Source organism: Paraburkholderia caffeinilytica (assembly GCF_003368325.1).
Classification (GTDB): Bacteria; Pseudomonadota; Gammaproteobacteria; order Burkholderiales; family Burkholderiaceae; genus Paraburkholderia; species Paraburkholderia caffeinilytica.
Map to the genome: position 1 here is coordinate 1,190,737 of NZ_CP031467.1, position 22,931 is coordinate 1,213,667.

Sequence of the window (22,931 nt, forward strand, 5' to 3'; positions counted from 1 at the left end):
GTGGGTCTATTTGCGTGCTTGATTGCGCGCTTATTTGCATCCTCGACACCACTTCGGTGATCATTTGCCGCGCAGCGTCACCACATCGCCCTTCAGCGCCACACCAGCAATTACCGCGCCCGCGCCACACGTGAACTCCGTTGCGCTCTCACGCACTTCGTTCTTGTAGTTGCTCTTGATGTTGATCACCGCATTACCGCCTTCCTTGCGCGCACGATCCTGCAACTCGATCACCGCCGACAGGAACACGTGCTGGCACGCCTCCAGGTCGCTCTTGCCGAAGGCGTTGGTCTTCTTGTTGGTCGCGAATTCGCCCATCGTCTTGACCACAGCCGGATGGCGCTGGCCCGCGAAATACAACGCGATGTCGGTACCGACCTTGCCAGGTTCGCTCTGCAGCGCCGGTGCAACCGGATAGTTGTCAACCGTGTCGCGGGCAAAAGCCTGAGTCGCGCTCAACATGACGAGCGATGCCAACAACGCAAACAGCACATTGCGTTTCATTGAAACCCCTTGGTGGTTCTTCTTGCTCTATCGAGATGTATTGAGTCGTATCGACGATCAGGCCTAGTTCGCTTCAAGCACGACAAGCTGGCCGCTCACGGCAATGGCGGCCGCGCTGGGGCTCACGCCGCACGTGAAGTCGGTCGACGACTTGCTTTCGGTGCTATGAAAGCGGGTCGATACGTCGATCACGGCGTTGGCGTTGCGTTCATGGGCCGCCGCGCGCAGCTTCCGCACGGCTTCGGCAAGCGCTTGATGGCAGGCGTCGTCGGGATTCGCCACCTTGCGCGCGATCCGCACCGAGTAGGACACGTCGCCCAACCTGGCCGTCACGGCCGGGTGGCTCTGCTGGCCGAAATACACCGGCACGCCGTCGCGAGACTGAGCGCCGGCCGCCTCGAACGGCACCGACTTCACGTCCGTGGCACACCCCGCCTGCGTCAGCACCACCGCTGCCAGCGCACCCAGTACAAAAACTTTTTTCATTTTTATCACCCTCGTTTTTTAAAAATCGCGGCCGGTTCAACCGCCTTGCCACGCTTCAAATATCAGGCTTGCGCAACTGCCGCCGAACCCGAATGAAATCGACATCGCCGAGCCGATGCGGGCGTCGCGCGTCGTGCGCACGAGCGGCATGCCGTCGACGCCCGGCTCCGGCGTCTCGATGCCCGCCGTACCCGCGATGAAACCGTCGCGCATCATCAGCAACGTGTAGATCGCCTCATGCGCGCCGCATGCGCCGAGCGGATGCCCGGTCATGCCTTTGGTCGACGAAAAGGCGGGAATCTCACCGCCGCCGATGCCGCCTGCCTGGTCGCCAAATACGTCGATCAAGGCACGCAATTCCTCGACGTCGCCAAGCGGTGTCGACGGAGCGTGTGTGTTGACATAGTCGGGGCGCTTGCCCGCTTCGCTCAACGCGCCGCGCATCGCCCGTGCGATGCCTGCCGCATGCGGCGTGACCATGCCCGCCGGGTCCGTGCAGTCGCCGAAACCGGTTAGCTCGGCGTAAATGCGAGCCCCACGCGCCAACGCGTGATCGAGCGCTTCGAGCACCAGCACGCCGCCGCCCGAAGCGATCACAAAGCCGTCGCGCGCCGTGTCGTAGGGACGCGAAGCACGCTGCGGCGTGTCGTTGAAGCCGCGCGACAGCGCCCCCATTGCGTCGAACATCAGCGTCATGTTGTCGTGCAACGACTCGCTGCCGCCGGCCAGCACGATGTGCTGGCGGCCGGTCTGGATCAGCTGCATCGCCTGGCCGATGGCGAGCGCCGACGTCGTGCAGGCCGACGACGGCGAATAGCTCACGCCCTCGAATCCGAATACCTGCGCGACGTTGGCCGACGCGGTGCTGCTCATTGCATGCGGAACCGTATACGGCGGCACTTTGTCCACGCCGCGCGTATTCGCGATCGACATCGACGCGTCGTAACTCGATATCGTGCCGACACCCGAGCCGATCACCGTGCCGGCGCGCGGCGAACGCAGTGCGGCGGGATCGAGCCCGGCATCGTCGATCGCCTTGCGCGCGGCGTGGCACGCAAAGCGCGCGGTGTCGCCCATGAAGCGTTCGAACTTGCGCTCGAATGGCAGCTCCTGCGCGACCGATGCAACGCCCGCCACCTGCGAAGCGAAACCGCGCTCGCGCCACGCGTCGATCAGCTCGATGCGCGAACGGCCCGCGCGCAACGCGGCGGACACGTCGTCGAGCGTATTGCCGAGGCACGACACGATCCCCATGCCGGTGACAACCACGCGTTGCAGCGGCACGCTCATCGAACGCGCCTGAAAATCAGCGACGTGTTGATGCCGCCGAATGCAAAGTTATTGCTCATCACATGTTCGGCGTCGATCTCACGGCCGGCGCCGACGATGTAATCGAGCGGCGCGCAAGCCGGATCGACGTTCTCCAGATTCAAGGTCGGGGCATACCAGTTGCGCTTCATCATCTCGATGGTCCACCACGCCTCCAGCGCACCGCATGCACCGAGCGTATGACCGACATAGCTCTTGAGCGAACTGATCGGCATGCGCGCGCCGAAGGTCTGCTCGGTCGCCTGGCTTTCGGCGATGTCGCCACGGTCCGTGGAGGTGCCGTGCGCGTTCACATAAGCGATCGCCTCGGGCGGCAGTTGCGCGTCTTTCAAGGCGAGCTGCATGGCCAGCGCCATGGTTTCGGCGGTCGGCTGGGTCATGTGCGCGCCATCCGAATTGCAGCCGAAGCCGACGATCTCCGCATGAATCCGCGCGCCGCGCGCCACTGCGTGTTCGTATTCCTCGAGCACCAGCGTTGCCGCGCCTTCGCCAACCACGAGGCCGTCACGCGCGGCATCGAACGGACGCGGCGTGAGATGCGGCTCGTCGTTGCGCGTGCTGGTGGCGTACAGCGTGTCGAATACCGCGACCGCCGGACCCGACATTTCTTCCGCGCCGCCCGCCAGCATCAGCGTCTGCTTGCCGGTCTGGATCGCTTCATACGCATAGCCGATCGCCTGACTGCCCGATGCGCACGCGCACGAGGTCGGAATGATCCGCCCTTTCAGATCCCAGAACAGGCTGACGTTGACGGCCGTGGTGTGCGGCATCATCTGCACGTAGCTGTTCGACGTGACGTCGCTCATCGAGCCGGTTTCGAGCATCGTGCCGAACGCGCGAATCGGCTGCACCGAGCCCGACGACGAGCCGTAGGCGACGCCCATGCGGCCGTCCTTGATGGATACGTCGTCGGCGAGACCCGCGTCGGCGAGCGCCAGTTCGCTCGCGCGCACCGAGTACATCGACACCGGCCCCATCGAGCGGGTTTTCTTGCGCGGATAATGCGCAGGCACTGAGAAGCCCGGCAACGGACACGCGAGCCGCGTATGCAGCGACTCGAAGTAATCCCACTCGGGCATCCGGCGCACCGCGTTCACGCCGCTCTTCAGGCGCGCTTCGATGGCATCCCAGTCGTCGCCGAACGCCGTGACGCCCCCCATGCCGGTAATGACGACGCGTTTCATTACACCATCCCACCATTGACGCCGATCACCTGACGCGTGACATACGAAGCCGCATCCGACATCAGGAAGCTGACCACGGACGCCACTTCGGCAGGCTGGCCGACGCGGTTCATCGGCACCGTCTTCAAGGCGTGCTCGAGCGGCACTTCGTCGAGCATGCCGGTGTCGATCAAACCCGGCGCGACGCAATTGACGGTGATGTTGCGCGTCGCCAGTTCGACGGCGAGCGCCTTGGTCGCGCCGATCAGGCCGGCCTTCGCCGCGCTGTAGTTGACCTGGCCGCGATTGCCCATCACGCCGGAGACCGAAGCGATCGTGACGATGCGCCCCCCCTTCTTCGCCCGCACCATCGGCATGGTCAGCGGATGGACGACGTTGTAGAACGAGTCGAGACCGGTCTCGATGACGATGTCCCAGTCCTCCTCGGTGAGCGCGGGGAATGCGGCGTCGCGCGTCACGCCCGCGCTGCATACGATGCCGTAGTAGGCGCCGTGCGTCACGGCATCCACTTCGAGTATTTCGCGGCACGCGGCGCGATCGCGCACGTCGAATTGCAGCACGCGCGCCGTACCGCCTTGCGCGGCAATGCCCGTTGCCACGGCTTCGGCTTCGGTGCGGCCCGTGCGGCAATGCACCGACACCGCGAAGCCGTCGGCGGCCAACTTGTACGCAATCGCACGGCCGATGCCGCGGCTTGCGCCGGTAACGAGAACACGCCGGCTCATGAACTGAAACTCCCTTCAATGAATGACTGAAAATCGCGCGGCTGAAAGACCTTGATGACCGCCTCGGCGCAACACACGTCGCCATGGTGGATCGTGCATTCGTAGGCGCCGTGGCCTTCTTCGCTGCGCAGCAATTCTGTTGCGCGGATCAGTAACCTGGAACCGCCGGCGAACGACGGTTGCAAGGCGCGATAGCTGCGCGAGCCGAGCAGCACACCGGGACGCGCCTGGCCACCGCCACGCATGGCCAGCAGCGCGACGTGCGCCGCAACGGCCTGCGCCATCAACTCGATGCCGATCCATGCGGGCATCGCGCCGTCGGCATCGGCATACCAGGCGTCGGCATGGACGGTGGCACGCGCACTCAGCGCGTCCTCGCTGAAGGTGTCGACGGCATCGATCAGCAGCATGGTGCCGCGATGCGGGATGATTGTTTCGATCGGTTGCAGGACGAGATCCTGAATGGAGAGCGTCTGGGTCATCGCGCGCGTCACCGTTCAAGGATCAGGCTGACATTGCTGCCGCCGAACGCGAAAGAATTGCTCATCACGTACTGCGGTCCGGCGCCGCGCGGCAGAAAGCGCTCGCTTTCGACCAGATCCAGCACCGGCAAAGCAGGATCGGCGTCGCCGTCCCACAGATGACGCGGCAGCGGCACGTCCTCTCGCGCCAGCGTGAGCCAAGCGAAAGCGAGCTCAGTCGCGCCCGCTGCGCCGAGTTGGTGGCCCGTCAGCGGCTTGGTGCCGCTCGTCGCCACGCCCTTGGGGAAGACACGCGCCATCAGCTTCGCTTCCATGTCGTCGTTCTTGCGGGTAGCGGTGGCATGCAGATTCACATAGCCGATTGCCGACGGCGCGACGCCCGCATCGGCCAACGCCGCTCGCAGCGCGAGTTCGCCGCCCACACCGCGGGGGTCCGGCGAAGAAATATGATGTGCGTCGCTCGATTCGCCGACGCCCGCGAGTCTTACCGCGGCTTCGTCGCGGCTCATCAGGAACACGGCGGCGCCTTCGCCGACATTGATCCCGCAGCGATTGCGGCTCATCGGATTGGCGCGCACGCCGCTGGTCGATTCGAGCGAGGCGAAACCCTGCACGGTCAACTCGCACAGCGAATCGACGCCTCCGACCACCACCGCGTCGCACAGCCGTAATTGCAGCAAGCGGCGCGCGGACGCAAAGGCCTTCGCGCTCGACGTGCAAGCAGTCGAGATCGTGAACGCCGGGCCCTGCACGCCGAGCGCGGCGGCGGCAAATGGCGCGGCGGTACCGATCTCCATCTGCCGGTAATTGAAATTGGCGGGCAGGCCGCCCGCTTGCGCCTGATAGACGAACGCGGCTTCGGCCGCTTCGATACCCGACGTGCTGGTGCCGAGCACCACGCCGATCCGGTGCGCGCCGTAACGCTCGCGCGCCGCGTCGACCGTGGGTGCGATCTGCGTCAATGCGGCCAGCAGCAAGCGGTTATTGCGGCAGTCGTAACGCGCGAGCGCGGCCGGCGGCGCAAGATCGAGCGGCGCGAGCACGCTGCCGACAAAGGCTTCGCCGATGCCCGTATGTGCGTTCGCCATGCCGGGTGCGTGACCGGCGGCAAGCGCCGGGACGATTGCGTCGAGGTCGCCGCCGAGCGCATTGATCATGCCGAGCGCGTGCAAATAAACTGATGGCGCCTTCATGCGTCCCTCCTTGATTCCGATGGCATGCCGATCGGCGCGAGCAACACCGATACCGCAATGCCGAGCGCGAGCGTGGCGCCGAAACTCTTCAGCGCCGGCATCGCGCTCATGCCGAGCATGCCGAACGACAGCAGCGTGGTGGCCGCCGAGAGCAGCACGCCGGTCCACACCGCGCCGAGATCGGCGTCCGCGCGCAAGCAGCCTTCGCGCAGAAACACTGCATAGTTTGCGCCTACGCCGAGTACCAGCATCAGCGCAAGCCAGTTGAAAAGATTGAGCGGCACACGAGCGTAGCCGAACACGGCAAGCGTGACGCCGACCGCGAGCAGCACCGGCAGCGTCACGGCGATGCCGCCGCGCACACGGCCTCCCAAGGAGACGTTCCGTGGGGCGCCCATCCATCCCCCGATCCTCCCGTCCCCCAATCTGCCGAGGGAACTTCCGTCGGGGTGGATGACTTCCTTCGAAGCAGGGGACTTCCTTTGGGGCGTGGGATTTCCTTCGGACCGAGGACCTTTATGGGAAGCGTAGCGCAGCATCAGCACGGCGAGCACGAGTGCAAGCGCACCGCTGAGCCACCAGCCGCTATCCACACGATACGCGCCAAACAGCTTCGAAACGCTCGCCGCCTTGTCGACGAATACGACGCCGGGCAGCGCCTGCGCGGTGGCGATGAGCGCGGGTTCGTTCTGTGGCGTCACGCCTTGTGGAATGACGACTGCCGCATACGCTTTGGCGGCCGAATCGACTTCGCCCAGCCACAGATGCCTGTAGGGTTGCGACCACGGTGCGGCGAGCCAGGTGTCGACCGTGAGCAGCGGCTGCGGTTTCGCATACGCGGCGAGCCAGGCATCGGCGACTTCGTCTTTAAAGCCCGCCTGCAGCAGCGTCTCACGCAATGCTGCAGGATCGTTGAATACGTGCAGCGTGAGCAAGGCACGGTCTTCGTTTTGCTGTTTCGCGGACGGCACGAATTGCGCCACCGACTGATAGCTGCCGACCTTGTTCGCGGTACCGTTCAACCCGTCGAGTTTCACGCCCAGCGCTTCGGCGCGTTGCAGCACGATCTCCGGCGTCTCGCCACGCACCACAAAAAACTGTGCGCTGTTATCGACACCGACCGCCGCGCGCACCTTGTCTTCCTGCGCGACCAGCGAAGGATCGCGCTGAATCAGCAGATGGATATCGTCGTCGCTCGTCAGACGCAACCAGCCGGGAATGGCCACGATCAGCAACAGCGCCGCAACCCGCCATGCACGCTTGCCGCCGATCGTGCGATGCCAGACCGTCAGCCCACGCGCGGCGCCGGCGAACAGGCGCTGCGGGCCGCGTTTCGGCGGGCGCGTAAGCAGCGCGGGCAACAACCACAGCACGGAGGCATACGCCGTCACAATGCCCGCCATCGCGAAGCATGCAATCTGCTTGAGTGCGGGAAACGGCACCCACGTGAGGATCGCGTAGCCGAGCAGGCTGGTGGCAAGCGCAACCGTCAAGGCCGGGCGCACGGCGCGCGCGCCGCGGCGCGAATCCCAATCGCGCCCTGCGCCGAGATAGACCACGAAATACTGAATCGAATAGTCGACCGCTTCGCCGATCAGGCTTGCGCCGAACACCAGCGTCAACAGATGCAATTGACCGAACACCAGCATCGTCACCGCGAGCGCGCAGACGATGCCGAGCGCCGTCGAAACGAAACCGAGCAGCAACAGACGCGGCGAACGGAACACCCACATCATCAACAACGCAATCCCGCACAGCGACGCGACGCCGATCAGATGCACCTCGTGTTCCGATGCGCTGCGTGCCGACTCCGCGTAGAACACCGCACCGGTTCTCGCCACCGACACGTCGGGGAACGCCTGCTTCAACGCGCTTTCGCCTTGCGTGAGCGCGGCGAGCACGGCGTGCTGCGTCTTCGATTCGTAGGCCGAGCCAGGCAGCGTGGCGACGATCAGCACGCTTGTCGCGGTGCCGCGATGCGACACCAGCATGTTGTCTTCGAGTTCGAGATTCGACGTGGCGAGCGGCAAGCCGCCGAGCCAGTGTTCGAGCCAGCCGAACGGATCGTCGGCGAGCGGCGTGGTCAGGCCACCGCGCAACGGGCTGTAGATGCGCTGCGCGAGCGCGTCCCTCAATCCCCCAAGGGGACTTCCTTCCGGGCCGGCGACTTCATTCGCGGCGGGCGACTTCATTCGCGGCGGGCGACTTCCGTTGGAGCGGGCAACTTCCGTCGGGGCTTCGTGTACCGTAGGGTTTGCAGCACTGCTCTGCGCGAGTGCCGCGCGGTCAACAGGCGTCAGCAAACCGAAGCGATACGGCATGTACAACGCCGCGATCTGCGACAGATCGAACGGCGGCAATTCCGCCGTCACCGAGCCGAACGCCCCGCTCTTCTGCAACGATGCGCCCAATTGTTTCGCTGCCGCTTTCGCGTGCGCGTCGTCGTTGGCGGTCACCAGAAACACCGTGCGATCGCCCAGCGCGCTCGCCAGTGTATCGACCGCCTTTTCGGCGACCGGATCCGCCTCGGTGGCAGGCAGCAACGCCAATAGATTGGTCTGCAACGGCGACGGTCCCGCGAAACGCCAGCCGCAATACAGCGCCGCGGCGAGCGCGAGCAGCAGCCACGCGGCGCGCATGCTCCACGCCTGTTTCGCAGACCGCTGTTGCAGCACGTGCATTACGGCGCTCCGAGCAAGCTGCGCTCAGCCGGTGTCAGTTCGGTCACCGCCGCGCTTTTCGCAAATTCGAGCCTGGTGACGTCGCCGTTCGCGAGCGTGATACGCAAGGTTTGGAGATAGTCGCCGCCATTCATCTGCAAACCTTTGATCGATTGTGCAATCTGCGGCTGGTTCGGCGTAAGTTGCATGCGCCACTGTGCGGCGCTGCCTTCTGCCTGCACGTCGAATTGCGAATACAGCGCCGACAGATCGCCGCCGAGCATCGCGCGCATCATCTTCGAAACCTGCGCGACACCGCGTGTGCCCTGGGCACTGTGAGCCGTCACGCGCCGGCCGTTGGCGTCGACTTCCGCGACACCCGCGTCGGTGATGACGTAGATGGCTTTATACGGCGTGTCGATCTGCCAGATCACGCCACGCTCGCGGAAGAACAGCAGCGAACCCGTGCTGACGAGCGGCTGCTTCATCGCGGCGAGCGTTTGAGTCTGCGTGAATTGCGCGCGCACGCCCTTGGCCTGGGCGAGATGGGAGGCGATCTGCGAGACGAGTGCGGGGTTGCCGGCGGACTGCGTGGTTTCCGCCGCCGACGCCGGAGTCGGCCATGCCGCGAGGCCCGATACGCTCAATACGCTCAGCGTGCCTAGCGCGAGCAACCCGCCCGCCGCCGCACCGCGCAGGGTCATCGTCCCCATACTCGCTCCAGCTTTTCGAATACGACGGGCGGTGACACGAACTGCAATTCCTGCGTCGCGGCATCGACCGCGACCTGGATCGTGTAGCCTTTCGTCAATCGCGTGCCGGACGCGCAATCGACAATTTCATAGCCTATTTTCAGGCGGTTTTCGTGTTCGAGCAGTTGCGTGCGCACTTCGAGCGTCTGGCCGTAGGTGGCCGGGCGCACATACTTCAGATGCGCCTCGACGATCGGCCAGACGTAACCCGAGGCCTGCATCTCGCGGTAGTCGTAATCGAAGCTGCGCAGCAGCGCCGCGCGGCCGATCTCGAAGTACTTCAGATAGTGGCCATGCCAGCACACGTTCATCGCATCGACGTCGTGAAACGGCACTTCGACCATCGCGCTGGCGGTCAGCACTTTAGGGGAGCCGGTCATGCGTTCGGGCCTCCGCGATAGCCGCTCAGCAAATCGCACGCGGCGATGCGCGCGGTCAGTGCACGCAGATCGCTTTCCAGCGCGCGGTCTTCGTCGACGAACGGCGACTGCGCCGTCACGCTATCCATGAAGGCTTGCAGCGGCGCGGGAACCGGCGTGGCGCTGTCGATTCTCAAACGCAAACGCGCGGCTTGCACCGTCGCGAGCGTATGCGCGGCGGCAACCTGCTCGGTCAATTCCAGCACGCGCAAACAATCGCGCGCGGCGATCGTGCCCATGCTGACCTTGTCCTGATTGTGCGCTTCGGTCGAACGCGAGAAGACGCTCGCGGGCATGGTGTTCTTCAGCGCTTCGGCCGTCCATGCGGACGACGAAATCTGCACCGCCTTGAAACCATGATTGATCGCGGCACGCGCGGGGGCCGCCCCCGACAGATTACGCGGCAAGCCGTTGTTGAAATTCACGTCGACCAGCAGCGCGAGCTGCCGGTCCATCAGATCGGCGAGATTGGCGACCGCGACTTTCAGCGAATCCATCGCAAAGGCGATATGGCCGCCGTAGAAGTTGCCGCCGTGCAGCACGCGCTCGTTGTCGGGATCGATCAACGGGTTGTCGTTCGCGCTGTTCAGTTCGTTCTCTACGTCGCGGCGCACCCACGACAAGGCATCGCGCGCCACGCCGATCACATGCGGCGCACAACGAATCGAATAGCGGTCCTGCAGACGATGCCCCGGCGTATCGTCGCGCCCGGTCAGATCGTCGCGAATCCACGCTGCGGCTTCGGCCTGCCCTGCGTGCGGTTTCACTTCGAACAGCATGGCGTCGAAGTGCGCGGCGCGGCCGTCGAGTGCAATGGTGGAGAGCGCCGTGAGACGCGCGGTGAGGCGCGTCAGATGATCGGCACGCGCAAACGCGAGACAGGCAAGACCCGTCATGACCGCGGTGCCGTTCATCAGCGCGAGGCCTTCTTTTGGCGCGAGCGTCAATGGCTCGTGGCCCAGTTCGGTCCAGACCTCGCACACGTTGCGCAGACTGCCTTCGAACATCACATCGCGTTCGCCGGCAAGCGCGGCGGCTACATACGAGAGCGGCGTCAGATCGCCGCTTGCACCGACCGAGCCTTCCGACGGAATGCGCGGCAACACGCGGTGATTGATCAGATCGGCAAGGCGTGCGAGCAACACGGGGCGCACGCCGGAAAAACCGTAGGCCAGCGAATTGAGTCGCGCGGCGATCACCGCGAGCGTTTGCGCGTCGTCGAGATGCTGACCCATCCCGCAGCCGTGGTAACGCGTCAATTGCAACGGCAAGGCTTCGACGAGTTCCATCGGCACGTCGACCACGCACGCATCGCCATAGCCGGTGTTGACGCCATACACGGTCGCGCCCGATGCCAGATGCCGGCGCAGAAAATCCGCGCCGCGCTGAATCCGCGCATGCCATGCCGGATCGGCGCTCAGCGCGACCGGTGCGCGATGCTGCGCGATCGCGACGACCTCTTCGATCGTCAGCTTGCGCCCGCCGATCGTCACCGCCGCCGCGTTCGCGACCGCGTTCTCATGCGCGCTGGCGATCGGCGCCTCGATCAGATCATGTTCGGCCATGTGTGCCTCGCTTGGGGCTGGCCCAGAAATCGAAGAAATTGAACCATTGATAAGGTGCCTTGCGGCAATAGTGTTCGAGGCGCGCGGCGTAACGCTGCGCCCACGCGGCAAGATGCTGCGCGCGTTCGCGGCGCGGCAACTCGATGCGCTCGGCGAACGGTTCGAAATAGAGACGGTAGCCGTCGCGCTCTTTCAGGCAGAAGAACAGATAGACAGGGCAGCCCAATGCGTGCGCCAGCACGTAGGGACCTTGCGCGAACGGCGCGGTCGAGCCGAGAAATTGCGCTTCGGTCGTGCGGCCCGCTTCGTGGGCCGGCACGCGGTCGCCGACGATCACCAGCAACTCGCCGGCATCGACGCGCTCCTGCATCATCACCGCGGTCTCGGGTCCGAAATCGCTGACTTCGAGCAGATGCCGCGCGAACTGGCTATTCGCCGACGCCAGCACGCTGTTGAAGCGCCGTGCATGCTCGGTGTAGACCACAGCGGTAACTTTGGCGTACGCGCCCTGCGCGGCGAGCGCGCGGGTCATTTCCAGATTGCCGAGATGCGCGCCGATCACGAGCGCGCCCTTGCCGCTCGCCACCAGTGCTTCGAATGCGGATGGGTCTTCGAATTTGACGTCGGCGTTGTTGACGCGGCCGGACCATGCCGCGAGCTTGTCGAAGCCCGATTGCGCGAATGCGAGCATGTGGCGATAGGCGGATAGCCAACCCGGACGCGGCGTATCGCCGTCCGGTGCGGCCTGGCCGAGACGCGTGAAGTAGTTGCTCGACGCCTCGCGCGCGGCGCGGCCCGTCAGCAGAAAATACGCGACGATCGGATGCAGCCAGAGCGCGGTGAAACGGCGGCCGAACAGCTTGCAACTGAGCGCGAGCAACGACATGCCCAGATGACTGCCGCGTTCGGCGATGCGCCACCAGTCCTGCGAGCTCTGTTCGTGTCGTTCCGCGTGCTTGCCCGGTTCGCTCAGGCTGCTTGCCTCGCCCGGTTTGTCTTGCTTATCCTGGCTGTCCCGTTCGCCCTGGTTGAGCGCCTCGCTCGCGATGACCACGCGCCGTGGCATCGCTTTGTGCGCGAGCAGCATCGGCAGACGCCACAGCATGCCGAACACGAGCCGCGTATGGCTGCGGCTGATGCGCACGTTGTCCCACAGCACGTCGAAATGCGAGACGCCATCGGTTGCATAGGTGACGCGCGTCGGAATCGAGCGGAACGCGGCGCGGCGCCAGTAGAGACGCACGAGAATTTCGATGTCGAAGTCCATGCGCGTCGGCAATGGCACGCTGTCGATCAGCCCGCAGGCGAGCGCAAGCGGATACAGACGGAAGCCGCACATCGAGTCGCGGATCGTCAATGAGAGCGTTTCGATCCACACCCACACGTGCGTCAGATAGCGGCCGTAGAGGCGCGATTTCGGCACGCTCTCGTCGTAGACCGGGCGGCCGAGAATCACCGCACCGGGTTCGGCACGCGCGGCTTCGATGAAGCGCGGCACGTCCGTCGCGTCGTGCTGGCCGTCGGCATCGATCTGCAGCGCGTGGGTGTAACCCGCGGCGCGCGCGGCGCGCAGTCCCGCCATCACCGCCGCGCCCTTGCCGCCGTTGACCGGCAAACGCAGCAGCGTGAGCTGCCCCGCGTACTGTTGCGCGAGCGAGGCGAGCACCTGCTGGGTCGCCTCATCGCTGCCGTCGTCGACGACAAAGACCGGCAAGCCGTGCACCGCGAGATGGGCAACGGTCGCGCCAATCGCGTCCTTGTGGTTGTAAATCGGAATGACGATGCACGGAGCGAAACGCATCATGCAGTCCCCCGATACACGATCACGCCCGATGCACATTCACGCCCGCTCAGCCGGTACGCGAACTGCACGCGCCCACGCGCGGCGTCGTGTGCGAGCGTGAGATTCAGCACGGCTCCCGGCGGCACCGGCGCCATGAACTTGAGACGGTCGACCGATGCCAGCGCGCGCACGGCGGGCACGTGTTCGGCGGCCAGACGCATCGCCCAGTGCACCTGAACGACGCCCGGCAGAATCGGGAAGCCGGGGAAGTGGCCGGCGAACTGCGCGAGCGTCGGCGGCACGCGCAGTTCGTAGTGCAACGTGTCGGCGCTGCGGGCTTCGGCGAGCACTTCCACACCGTCCGCTCGCGGCTCGAAAGCCGCCGCGACGGCGGCCACCGGCAGTTTGCCGCGCGCGTCGAACGGCAAGGTGAGGCGAAAACGCCAATGACGCGGCAGCACCACGACATCGAAATATTCGGCGAGATGCCGGCGCAGGGTTTTCGCGAGTTGCACGCGGCCTTCCTCGCGCAATGCCTCGCAGCCGGCTTCAGTCAGCGCCACGACGGCGCCGACACGCTCGCGCGACGCGCCTTCCAGCGGCACGATCGCGGCTTGCGCGACATACGGATGCAGCGCGAGACGCGCTTCGAGTTCCGGCAGCGACACGCGCTTGCCGTCCAGCTTGAGCACGCGATCGAGCCGGCCTTGCAGGCGGAAGCGGCCATCGGCGTCGAACGCGATCTGGTCGTCCGTGCGATGCCAGCCGGTGTGATCGAGATGCGGCGAGCGAACGTTCAGCGCGCCGTCCTCGTCGCGGCGCACTTCAATGCCGACAACCGGTTGCCATGCATCGCTCTGATCCTGACGGCACCACGCGATGCCGCCGGTCTCCGTACTGCCGTAAATTTCGAGCGGCGCAGCGCCGTAAGCGGCGGCGTATTCCCGCGCGGCTTCGAGAGCGAGCGGACCGCCCGAAGAAAAGAACGCGCGCGGCGCCGGCGTCAACGCGGCGAAGCCGGGCAACGCCGGCCAACGCGACAATTGCGCGGGTGTCGAGACGACGACCGTCGCGCCGCATTGCTCGATCTGCGTTTGCAGATGCAACGGCTCGATGCTGATCGCGCGGTTGAACGCGCGGCCCGCCGCGAGCGGCCACAGCACGCGAAACAGCAAACCGTAGATATGATGATGCGGCACGCTTGCGAGCATCGTCGCATCGCCGATCAAGGCGCCCCATTGCTTTTCGAGCGTGTGCACTTCGGCGTTGAATTGCGCGAGGGTCTTGCGGATCGGCTTGGGGGTTCCGCTGCTGCCGGAGGTGTAGAGCGTCAACGGCGCTTGCGGATCGATCGTGTGCGAGGTGCCTGGCGTGTGCGTGGCATCGACATCGGCGTCCGCCACGCCATGCGGCAGGCCCGCATCGGTCAGCACGGCGTCGTACGCATCGGCAAGATCGGCGAGATAGCCCGGCGTCGCGTTGGCCGGAATGACCGGTTCCTTGCCGCAGGCGAACAACGCAAACAGCGCGCAGGCGAAATCGAACGGGTCGTCGATGCATAACGCGTAGCGGCGCGCCTCTTGCGTTTGCATGAGCTCGACCAGAGTCGAGACGCGCGCGCGAAACGCAACGCGGTCGAGCACCGTAGCGCCGTCGCGGCATACCGGTGCATTCGCGACGGCGGCCTCATGGGCCGCCGACAACAGATCGTGCAGCGCAATCATGCCGCCTCCGAACGCGCGGCTCGCGGCAGCACCACCAGATAACGCCAGACGACCTCGGCCACCAGCAGCACGCCGACCAATCCATAAGCGATCGCGCCGTTATAAAGCGACCAGCTTGCACGGCTCCAGTAGAGCGCCGTATAAGCGGAGAACGCGCCGTTCAGCGCGAAGAAGACGCACCATACCTGGGTCACGCGCCACGTATGGCGCACGGCGCCCGGCGGCAGATCCGGATTGCCCAGCCGCGCGAATTTCTCGATCATCGACGGCCCGCGCACGAGCGTCGCGCCGAACGCGATCAATAGACCCAGATTGACGAGCGACGGATAGAGGCGCAACAGCAGCTCGCTATTGGTGAACACGATTGCCGCCGAGGCGCAGCTCAGCAGGCCGACCACCGTCCAGTCGATCGTGGAGAGCCGGCGCAGCGAGGTCGCAACCGGACCGCTGCCCGCCCAGCGTTGCAGCCACAGAATCGCAAACAGCATGCAACCGACATAGCGCGGCGTGTCCCAGCGCCATGCACACAGAATCAACGCGGGATACGCGAGTTTCAGCAGGACCTGCACCACCGTCTTGGCCCAGTGGCGCCCAGTGCCGGGCGATGCCTCGGCGGGCTGGCTCGCCGCCGCTTGCATTCGCGAACGCACGGATGGCATCAGCCTTGTGCCGCCAACAGGGATTCGACCGCACCGATCACATCGCCGACCGTGCGCACCGACTTGAATTCTTCCGGCTTGATGCGGCGGCCGGTCATTTCCTGCAGTTTGATCGCGAGGTCGACAGCGTCGATGCTGTCGAGATCGAGATCTTCGAAGAGATGTGCGTCGGGCGTCACGCGCTCCGGCTCGATCGCGAAGTTCTCTTTGAAGATGGCGCGGATGCGTTCAAGAATCTCTGCCTCGGACACGATTAATCCCCTTTTCTTGTGGTTTCGTTCACAGCATGCGCCGTTTCGCGCTGACTCGCGACCAGCGCGGCCAGCGTGCTGATCGAGCGGAAGTGCTCGCGGGTGCGTTCGTCGTTCGCTGCGATGGTCAGTTGGTATTGTTTGCGCAGCACGATGCCGATCTCGAGCGCGTCGATCGAGTCGAGACCGATGCCGTCGGTATCGAACAACGGGGCGTCGTCGTCGATATCGGCCGGGCTCAGGTCTTCCAGATCGAGGGCTTCGATCAGAAGCTGTTTAATTTCCAGTTTTAAAGAATCCATAATCGAACAGGTGCTGAGTAATGTGGGCTTCGATGGCGCTGGTCACGCTGCGCGCCGCGAGAGACGGTGATGCATCGTGGTCCGCGAGTTGCTCGACGCCAAGCGGCTCAAGCACGTTCACGCGCATCCGGAAGGCGCGCGCCGGCACGTCGTACCAGCGCATCTGCTTGGTGAACGCCGGCGGATCGCAGTCCATCAGCACCGGCACGATCGGCGCGCCGACCTTCAACGCCATGTGCGCGAACCCGCGTGAGAACGCATGCAGCCGGTTCGGCGCGGGGCTGCGCGTGCCCTCGGGAAAAATAATCATCGTGTAGCCCGCTGCCAGCTGCCGCGCGCCGGCTTCGACGAGCTCCGCGGGATCGGCGTTGCTCACGTATTCCGCCGCGCGCACGATCCCCCAGAAACACGGGTTGCCCCAATGCGCGTTTTTCACCACGCAACAGGCGCGCGGCGTGAGCGACAACAACACCATGACGTCCAGATACGTCGGGTGATTGGCGACCACGATCGCCGGGCCGCCGGCGCGCAATCCCTGTACGCCCGACAGCTCGAGCTCCATCACGCCGATGCGCTGCAACACCGCGACCAGCGCGCGGAAAAACCAGTGAATCACGGTCGTCACCGCGCGCTGGCGCGACGCCCGATGCGGCCACAGCCACGCGAGCGGGAACACCAGCACCGAAAACAGCACGCCGCAGACGCCGAACACCACGAAGGCCATGCCGGTCGCGCAGAACCGCCAGCCGTAGTCAAGCCGCGCTTTCATGCCACCTCCAATGCCAGGCTGCGCCGGCGCCTTGCCAGACGGCGGGCCTGCCCGTTTCCAGGCAGTGTTGCAGCGCCTGGCTCTGGGTCGCGAAGCTTTCTTCCGTGCTTGCCTGGGCGCTTGCCACACTATCCGCGCCTGAGCGACGGGTCTCGTGCGCGACCTCCGCTGCCTCCAACTCACCCGCGCCGGACAACGTGCAGACCAGCTGCCCCGCCTCCGCTTCGCCGTTCAGCAGGATCGCGATCGCGCCGCCCTGCACTTCGTCTTCAATCGTGCCGTACGCCGGATCGGCCGGTTCGTCGGCGTACACTAGCAACACCGGTGAGCCGGGCTGCGTTGCGTATTGCGCGTACGCTTCCAGCAGCGCATAGCCGAGCGTCTCCGCGCCAGCCGAAATCGCGCTGGCGGCGGATCGGTCGCCACGCGCGATGCCGAACACGCCGGTCATGGCGTTCAGCACCGACAGGCTGAAGGCGGTGGGCGAGACCGGTTCGCCCGCGCTGATGGTGCGCAGGATGTCCGTGGTGCGCCGCAATTCGCCGTGGCGCGATGCGAACACGACCCTGACCTCGTTTTGCGCAACGCAGTCGTGCGCGACCTTCAGTGCGACTCTGGACAGCGTGCTCAGGCGACGCCGCACGATCGGCTCGATAAAGCCGATGTCGGGTGCGGCAGATGCGGCAGCAGGCCAGCTAGACCAGCGAGCGACCGGAATGGTCCAGTGCAGATCGGGCATATCGGTGTTCGCGCGTAGAAGCGAGGAGAGGCTGAGGGCGCCTGACGGAATACGCAGCCGTCACAGCGTATGCGCGCCGCGCGGAACGACAATCTTCAGCCGGGGGTCAATCCAATCGTCTTATATAGGGTTCAGCGATTTAACGGCACTTGGCCCCGATTATTTAGGCGCCTTTGCCAATTTGTCTGATTGATTGACTCAGGCTCCCTATGGTCGCCGGAATCATACTGAATATTCTGGATTAAATCAGCCACAAAAGACGTATCCATCTGTATCCGTATCGCTGGTGCGACGGATGCCTGGACAATGTCAAAATCCAGGCGTGGCGGCCCTTGCGCTCACGTCAGCAGCCCGCAAAGCCGCTTGCGGCGAGCTTCGCGGCCCAGACGGGCATTGTCGCATCCACAAATAGACACAGAAACTTTCATTTAACTTTCTAAACGAGTGTTTCGTTTCGGAACACTTCAATGCCGCGGCCTCGATCTGCTGAGTCAGACGCCACGCATCGCTTAAATTTCGCGCGCGACTTACGGGCGCTTACCGCAGCGCCATTTTCGCCATATCGCGGTCGAGTCATCGGCTTTCGGCCAAAAGCATGCTTCGCGCAGGTTGCAAAGCGAAACGGCCCGGCAGGATGACCTGCCGGGCCGTTTCTGTTGCGCCGCAGCGTATGCTGTTTGCCGCGCCGGTGCCGTGCTTGCTGCACTGCCTATTGCATTGCTTATTGCACGACCTTCGCGCCCGGCGCCGGAGCCGGAGCCGCCGCACCGGCGGGCGCGGCGCCCGTCGTCGCGACTTCGTTCGAGGCCCCGCCGTTCTTGTCGACGGGAATCCTCACGGTGTGGACCACGCCGTTGCCGAGCGGGAAATCGGCCAGCGCGCTGCGCGCCAGATACGGCATGGCCCTCACCAGCGACGATTCTTCGTCCGAGTTGCGCGCCGTCACGTTATAGACCTCTTTGCCGCTGGCGCGCTCAGTGATCCGCACGCCGAGCAGGTGCGTGAAGATCGGGTAGCTCTGGTTCACATACGCGGTCGGAAACGCACCCCACGGGCCCCACGGATCGAACGGCCGGCCCCAGTACGGCGCCGGCCACGGGTTGTAATACACCGGCTGCGCGACCGTCACCATGTCCGAGCGAATCCCATACGACAGCCCGACCAGATAACGCGCCTGGGACGTGTCGACCTGCCGGAACGCGTGCGTGGCAAGTTCGTTGCCGACGAGGCGCTCGTAGGTGGTGAGCTCGAGATTGTTCTGCTGATCCGCCGCCCGCGTGAAGGCATAGGTACGGGTGGCGTCATTGCCGCTCCAGTCGGAAAACGCCGTGACCTGGGAGGTCACGTAGCTCGTGCAGCCGGACAGCAGCACCGTTAGCCCGGCCAGCAGCAGCGCGGCGCGGCGGGTCAATCGATCGAATTTCATGGTCTACCTCGTGATGCCTGTTGTCGCCATTCTCCAGCGGGTCGGCTCGTGCGCACGCTTTGCCGCGCAGAGCGGCCCCGATAATACGCTGACCAGCCGAATCGGTAAAAAGTTCGACCCGCACGATCCGCCGAGCCTTTGTACAATGGCTCGACAAGCCCGGCTCGCGCGCCATAAGCACGCGTGACGGCTCGAGTCCCATCACTACAGAACGCCATGGCCGATACCGCAACGCCCAATGTGATCCGCCGCGCCGATTACGCGCCGCCTGCCTTCCTGATCGACACCGTCGCACTGGAGTTCGATCTGATCCCCGAACGCACCGTCGTCAGGAACACGATGCGGGTGCGCCGCAACCCGGACGCGTCCCACGCCGCGAATCTCGAACTGATGGGCGAACAACTCGAGTTCGTCGGCGCCGCGATCGACGGCGCCCCGTTCGCCCACGCGCATGCGCACGAACACGGCCTCACGCTCGACAACGTGCCGGATCACTTCGAACTCACGCTCACCAGCCTCTGCAATCCGGCGGAGAACACCACGCTGTCGGGCCTGTATGTGTCGGGCGGCAACTTCTTCACGCAGTGCGAGGCCGAGGGCTTTCGCCGCATCACCTATTTCCTCGACCGCCCTGACGTGATGGCGACCTACACGGTTACGCTGCGCGCCAGCAAGGCCGACTATCCCGTGCTGCTGTCGAACGGCAATCTGCTCGAACAAGGCGATCTGCCGGACGGCCGCCATTTCGCCCGCTGGGAAGATCCGTTCAGGAAACCGAGCTATCTGTTCGCGCTGGTCGCGGGCAAGCTGGTCGCGCTCGAAGAGCGCGTGAAAAGCGGTTCGGGCAAGGAAAAGCTGCTGCAGGTATGGGTCGAACCGCACGATCTGGACAAGACCCGTCACGCCATGGATTCGCTGATCAACTCGATCCGCTGGGACGAGTCGCGCTTCGGGCTGGAACTGGATCTGGACCGCTTCATGATCGTCGCGGTGAGCGACTTCAACATGGGCGCGATGGAGAACAAGGGGCTCAACATCTTCAACACGAAGTACGTGCTGGCGAACCCCGAAACAGCCACGGACACCGATTTCGCCAACATCGAGGCGGTGGTCGGCCACGAATACTTCCACAACTGGACCGGCAACCGCGTGACGTGCCGCGACTGGTTCCAGCTGAGCCTGAAAGAAGGCCTGACGGTGTTCCGCGATCAGGAATTCTCGGCCGACATGGCGGGCGGTGCGACCGATGAAGCCTCGCGCGCCACCAAACGCATCGAAGACGTGCGCGTGCTGCGCCAGATGCAATTCGCCGAAGATGCCGGTCCGATGGCGCACCCGGTGCGCCCGGAAAGCTATGTCGAGATCAACAACTTCTACACGATGACGGTCTACGAAAAAGGCTCCGAAGTCGTGCGGATGTATCAGACGCTGTTCGGCCGCGACGGCTTCCGCAAGGGCATGGACCTGTACTTCAAGCGTCATGACGGCCAGGCGGTGACCTGCGACGATTTCCGTCACGCGCTCGCCGATGCGAACGGCCGCGATCTCGCGCAATTCGAGCGCTGGTACAGCCAGGCCGGCACGCCGCGCGTCTCGGTACGCACCGCGTACGACACCGCGCAACAGCGCTACAGCGTGACGCTCACACAAGGTTATGGCGATGCCGCACCGGCCGCGCGTGAAACGCAAAAAGGCCCGCTGCTGATCCCGTTCGCGATCGGTTTGATCGGCAAGGAGGGCCACGACCTGCCGCTGCAACTGGATGGCGAGACCCGGCCTTCGGACGCCACCACGCGCGTGCTGGAATTCACGCAGACCGAACAGACCTTCACCTTCGTCAACGTTGCGCAGGAACCGCTGCCCTCGCTGCTGCGCAATTTCTCGGCGCCGGTGGTCGTCGAATACGATTACTCGCCTGACGAGCTCGCGTTCCTGCTCGCGCACGACAGTGACCCGTTCAACCGCTGGGAAGCCGGCCAACGGCTCGCCACGCGCGAGCTGCTGACGCTCGCCGGGCGCGCCGCGACGGGCGTGCCGCTGCAACTCGACGACTCGGTCGTCGCCGCGTTCGCGCGCGTGCTGACCGACGAAACGCTCTCGCCTTCGTTCCGCGAACTGGCGTTGATGCTGCCGTCGGAAGCCTATCTGGCCGAGCAGATGGCCGAATCGAATCCGGCCGCCGTACACGCCGCGCGGCAGTTCGTGCGTAAGCGCCTCGCGAATGCGCTCAGGAAAGACTGGCTCGCCGTGTACGAAAAGCACCGCACGCCGGGGGCCTATGAAGCGACGCCGGAGGCTTCCGGCCATCGCGCGTTGAAGAATCTCGCGCTGTCGTATCTCGCGGAACTGGACGATCCGTCGGAAGCCGTGCGGCTCGCGTCCGCACAATACGACGCCGCCAACAACATGACCGACCGCTCAGCGGCGCTCTCGGCGTTGCTCAATGCAGCGGCGGCGAATGGCGGCAGCATTGAGGCACAGCAAGCGCTGGAAGACTTCTACCGGCGTTTCGAAAAGGAACCGCTTGTCATCGACAAATGGTTTGCCCTGCAAGCCACGCAACGTGGCAGCGCGCAGCGTCCGGTGATCGAGATCGTGCGCAAACTGATGGCGCACCCGGCGTTCAACCTGAAAAATCCGAACCGGGCGCGCTCGCTGATTTTCAGCTTCTGTGCGGCGAACCCCGCGCAGTTCCATGCCGAAGACGGTTCCGGCTATGCGTTCTGGGCCGACCAGGTGATCGCGCTCGATGCCATCAATCCGCAAGTGGCCGCCCGCCTCGCCCGCTCGCTGGAACTATGGCGCCGCTTTACACCGACGCTGCGTGACGGTATGCGCGCGGCGCTGGAGAAAGTCGCGTCGCAGGTGAAATCGCGCGACGTGCGCGAGATCGTGGAGAAAGCGTTGGCGTGACGTTCGTCTGAAGGCGCTTCCTGCATCGAAAAGCCGGCACGTGCTGCCGGCTTTTTTTCGTCCTGGATTTCGCCATGGGCAGTGTGTGCGCCTCAACGTTAGCCATCTGGACGACTGTTCGTATCGGCTCGGCAGGGTGAAAGTAAACGCATTCATTTAACGGTTTACGTTTAACGCAATGCGTTATATCATCCCATGATCACGACATTCGGCGACAAGGCTACCGCGGCAATCTTTCAGGGCAAGTTCGTGCATTCACTGCCGCTTCACATGCAGGCGCTCGCACGCCGTAAGCTGCTCATGATCGATGCAGCCGCGTCCATCCGCAACCTGCATGCGCCACCGGGCAACCGGCTCGAAGCCTTGCAGGGCCGGCGCAGCGGGCAGTGGAGCATTCGCGTCAACGCGCAGTGGCGCATCTGTTTTTATTTTGTCGACGGGGAGGCGTTGAATGTCGAAATTGTCGACTATCACTGATTATTGGGAGACCGGCATGGTCATCAAACGCTCCGATCTGGGCAGCATCGATTTCTCCGACATCGCCACCGGCGACAGCATCCCGGAAATCCATCCCGGCGAGATTCTGCGGTGCGAGTTCCTCGAGCCGCTCGGTATGTCCGTCAATGCGCTCGCACTTGCGTTGCGCGTACCGGCACCGCGCATCAATGACATCGTGCGCGGCAAACGCGCCATCTCGGCTGACACCGCGCTGCGGCTCGAACGCTATTTCGGCGCGAGCGCGCAATTCTGGTTGAATCTGCAAATCGCCTATGATCTGCGCGTCGCCACCGCGGCGGCCGGCGAACAGATCGAACGCGAGATCGAGCCGATGCCCAAGGCGAACCGCCCCAAAATGCCGAAGATCCCGGCCGAACACGCCCGTGCCGCGGCGCTTGCCACCCACCTGGCCGGCCATGTCACGGCCATCAAGGCTCGCCGCAAAGCCTGAGTTTCACGGGCCTTTGCAGCGCTCAGCAACACGAACGCACGCCCTCGCATCTCAAAAGCACGGAACCGACACAGCGAGCGGTTAAAATCGAGACATTCCCCAAGCCTTCCCGGAGTA

The 22,931-nt window shown here is 64.6% G+C and carries 23 protein-coding genes; 4 read left to right on the forward strand and 19 right to left on the reverse strand.

Annotation, left to right across the window (positions count from 1 at the left end):
* Window positions 1-60: 60 nt before the first annotated feature.
* From DSC91_RS21300 to DSC91_RS21390, 19 genes are all read right to left on the reverse strand, one after another.
* The gene (locus DSC91_RS21300) at window positions 61-504 is read right to left on the reverse strand and encodes an excinuclease ABC subunit A (protein ID WP_115780737.1); all 444 of its coding nucleotides are present in this window, start codon (window positions 502-504) and stop codon (window positions 61-63) included.
* 63 nt (window positions 505-567) lie between these two features.
* Window positions 568-990, reverse strand: a complete 423-nt coding sequence (locus DSC91_RS21305; protein ID WP_115780738.1) for a signal peptidase — start codon at window positions 988-990, stop codon at window positions 568-570.
* A gap of 36 nt (window positions 991-1,026) precedes the next feature.
* A complete protein-coding gene (locus tag DSC91_RS21310; protein WP_115780739.1) occupies window positions 1,027-2,280 on the reverse strand; it encodes a beta-ketoacyl-[acyl-carrier-protein] synthase family protein in 1,254 nt (417 codons plus the stop codon).
* Window positions 2,277-3,503, reverse strand: a complete 1,227-nt coding sequence (locus DSC91_RS21315; RefSeq protein ID WP_115780740.1) for a beta-ketoacyl-ACP synthase — start codon at window positions 3,501-3,503, stop codon at window positions 2,277-2,279. The genes DSC91_RS21310 and DSC91_RS21315 overlap by 4 nt, the downstream gene beginning before the upstream one ends.
* Window positions 3,503-4,228 (reverse strand): 3-ketoacyl-ACP reductase FabG2, encoded by a 726-nt coding sequence (locus DSC91_RS21320; protein ID WP_115780741.1) that lies wholly within the window; start codon window positions 4,226-4,228, stop codon window positions 3,503-3,505. The genes DSC91_RS21315 and DSC91_RS21320 overlap by 1 nt, the downstream gene beginning before the upstream one ends.
* On the reverse strand, window positions 4,225-4,710 hold the full coding sequence (locus tag DSC91_RS21325; protein ID WP_115783411.1) for a hotdog family protein: 486 nt from the start codon (window positions 4,708-4,710) through the stop codon (window positions 4,225-4,227). Before DSC91_RS21325 ends, DSC91_RS21320 begins: the two co-directional genes overlap by 4 nt.
* A gap of 8 nt (window positions 4,711-4,718) precedes the next feature.
* On the reverse strand, window positions 4,719-5,903 hold the full coding sequence (locus DSC91_RS21330; protein ID WP_115780742.1) for a beta-ketoacyl-[acyl-carrier-protein] synthase family protein: 1,185 nt from the start codon (window positions 5,901-5,903) through the stop codon (window positions 4,719-4,721).
* The gene (locus tag DSC91_RS21335; protein WP_115780743.1) at window positions 5,900-8,584 is read right to left on the reverse strand and encodes an MMPL family transporter; all 2,685 of its coding nucleotides are present in this window, start codon (window positions 8,582-8,584) and stop codon (window positions 5,900-5,902) included. The genes DSC91_RS21330 and DSC91_RS21335 overlap by 4 nt, the downstream gene beginning before the upstream one ends.
* Entirely contained in the window at window positions 8,584-9,276 is a 693-nt protein-coding gene (locus DSC91_RS21340) for a LolA family protein (RefSeq protein WP_115780744.1), read from the reverse strand. Before DSC91_RS21340 ends, DSC91_RS21335 begins: the two co-directional genes overlap by 1 nt.
* Window positions 9,264-9,695, reverse strand: a complete 432-nt coding sequence (locus tag DSC91_RS21345) for an acyl-CoA thioesterase (protein WP_115780745.1) — start codon at window positions 9,693-9,695, stop codon at window positions 9,264-9,266. Before DSC91_RS21345 ends, DSC91_RS21340 begins: the two co-directional genes overlap by 13 nt.
* Window positions 9,692-11,299, reverse strand: a complete 1,608-nt coding sequence (locus DSC91_RS21350) for an HAL/PAL/TAL family ammonia-lyase (RefSeq protein WP_115780746.1) — start codon at window positions 11,297-11,299, stop codon at window positions 9,692-9,694. The genes DSC91_RS21345 and DSC91_RS21350 overlap by 4 nt, the downstream gene beginning before the upstream one ends.
* A complete protein-coding gene (locus DSC91_RS21355; RefSeq protein WP_115780747.1) occupies window positions 11,286-13,100 on the reverse strand; it encodes a glycosyltransferase family 2 protein in 1,815 nt (604 codons plus the stop codon). The genes DSC91_RS21350 and DSC91_RS21355 overlap by 14 nt, the downstream gene beginning before the upstream one ends.
* Entirely contained in the window at window positions 13,100-14,806 is a 1,707-nt protein-coding gene (locus tag DSC91_RS21360) for an ApeI family dehydratase (protein ID WP_115780748.1), read from the reverse strand. The genes DSC91_RS21355 and DSC91_RS21360 overlap by 1 nt, the downstream gene beginning before the upstream one ends.
* A complete protein-coding gene (locus DSC91_RS21365; RefSeq protein ID WP_115780749.1) occupies window positions 14,803-15,465 on the reverse strand; it encodes a COG4648 family protein in 663 nt (220 codons plus the stop codon). Before DSC91_RS21365 ends, DSC91_RS21360 begins: the two co-directional genes overlap by 4 nt.
* Window positions 15,465-15,716: an acyl carrier protein gene (locus DSC91_RS21370; RefSeq protein ID WP_020069032.1), complete on the reverse strand. Its 252-nt coding sequence runs from the start codon at window positions 15,714-15,716 to the stop codon at window positions 15,465-15,467. The genes DSC91_RS21365 and DSC91_RS21370 overlap by 1 nt, the downstream gene beginning before the upstream one ends.
* 2 nt (window positions 15,717-15,718) lie before the next feature.
* A complete protein-coding gene (locus DSC91_RS21375; RefSeq protein WP_054037294.1) occupies window positions 15,719-16,018 on the reverse strand; it encodes a phosphopantetheine-binding protein in 300 nt (99 codons plus the stop codon).
* Window positions 15,993-16,787, reverse strand: a complete 795-nt coding sequence (locus DSC91_RS21380; RefSeq protein WP_115780750.1) for a lysophospholipid acyltransferase family protein — start codon at window positions 16,785-16,787, stop codon at window positions 15,993-15,995. The genes DSC91_RS21375 and DSC91_RS21380 overlap by 26 nt, the downstream gene beginning before the upstream one ends.
* Window positions 16,771-17,526 (reverse strand): beta-ketoacyl synthase chain length factor, encoded by a 756-nt coding sequence (locus DSC91_RS21385; protein WP_115780751.1) that lies wholly within the window; start codon window positions 17,524-17,526, stop codon window positions 16,771-16,773. The genes DSC91_RS21380 and DSC91_RS21385 overlap by 17 nt, the downstream gene beginning before the upstream one ends.
* 721 nt (window positions 17,527-18,247) lie before the next feature.
* Window positions 18,248-18,952: a DUF4136 domain-containing protein gene (locus tag DSC91_RS21390; RefSeq protein WP_115780752.1), complete on the reverse strand. Its 705-nt coding sequence runs from the start codon at window positions 18,950-18,952 to the stop codon at window positions 18,248-18,250.
* Here DSC91_RS21390 and DSC91_RS37575 point away from each other — a divergent pair.
* From DSC91_RS37575 to DSC91_RS21410, 4 genes are all read left to right on the forward strand, one after another.
* Window positions 18,951-19,139: a hypothetical protein gene (locus DSC91_RS37575; protein ID WP_162831447.1), complete on the forward strand. Its 189-nt coding sequence runs from the start codon at window positions 18,951-18,953 to the stop codon at window positions 19,137-19,139. The two genes, DSC91_RS21390 and DSC91_RS37575, sit on opposite strands and share 2 nt — an antisense overlap.
* A 29-nt stretch (window positions 19,140-19,168) precedes the next feature.
* Complete coding sequence (gene pepN, locus DSC91_RS21400; protein ID WP_115780754.1) at window positions 19,169-21,865, forward strand: aminopeptidase N; 2,697 nt, start codon at window positions 19,169-19,171, stop codon at window positions 21,863-21,865.
* Window positions 21,866-22,060: 195 nt separating this feature from the next.
* Window positions 22,061-22,342: a type II toxin-antitoxin system RelE/ParE family toxin gene (locus tag DSC91_RS21405; protein WP_115780755.1), complete on the forward strand. Its 282-nt coding sequence runs from the start codon at window positions 22,061-22,063 to the stop codon at window positions 22,340-22,342.
* Window positions 22,343-22,358: 16 nt separating this feature from the next.
* Window positions 22,359-22,814, forward strand: a complete 456-nt coding sequence (locus DSC91_RS21410) for a HigA family addiction module antitoxin (RefSeq protein ID WP_115780756.1) — start codon at window positions 22,359-22,361, stop codon at window positions 22,812-22,814.
* Window positions 22,815-22,931: the final 117 nt, after the last annotated feature.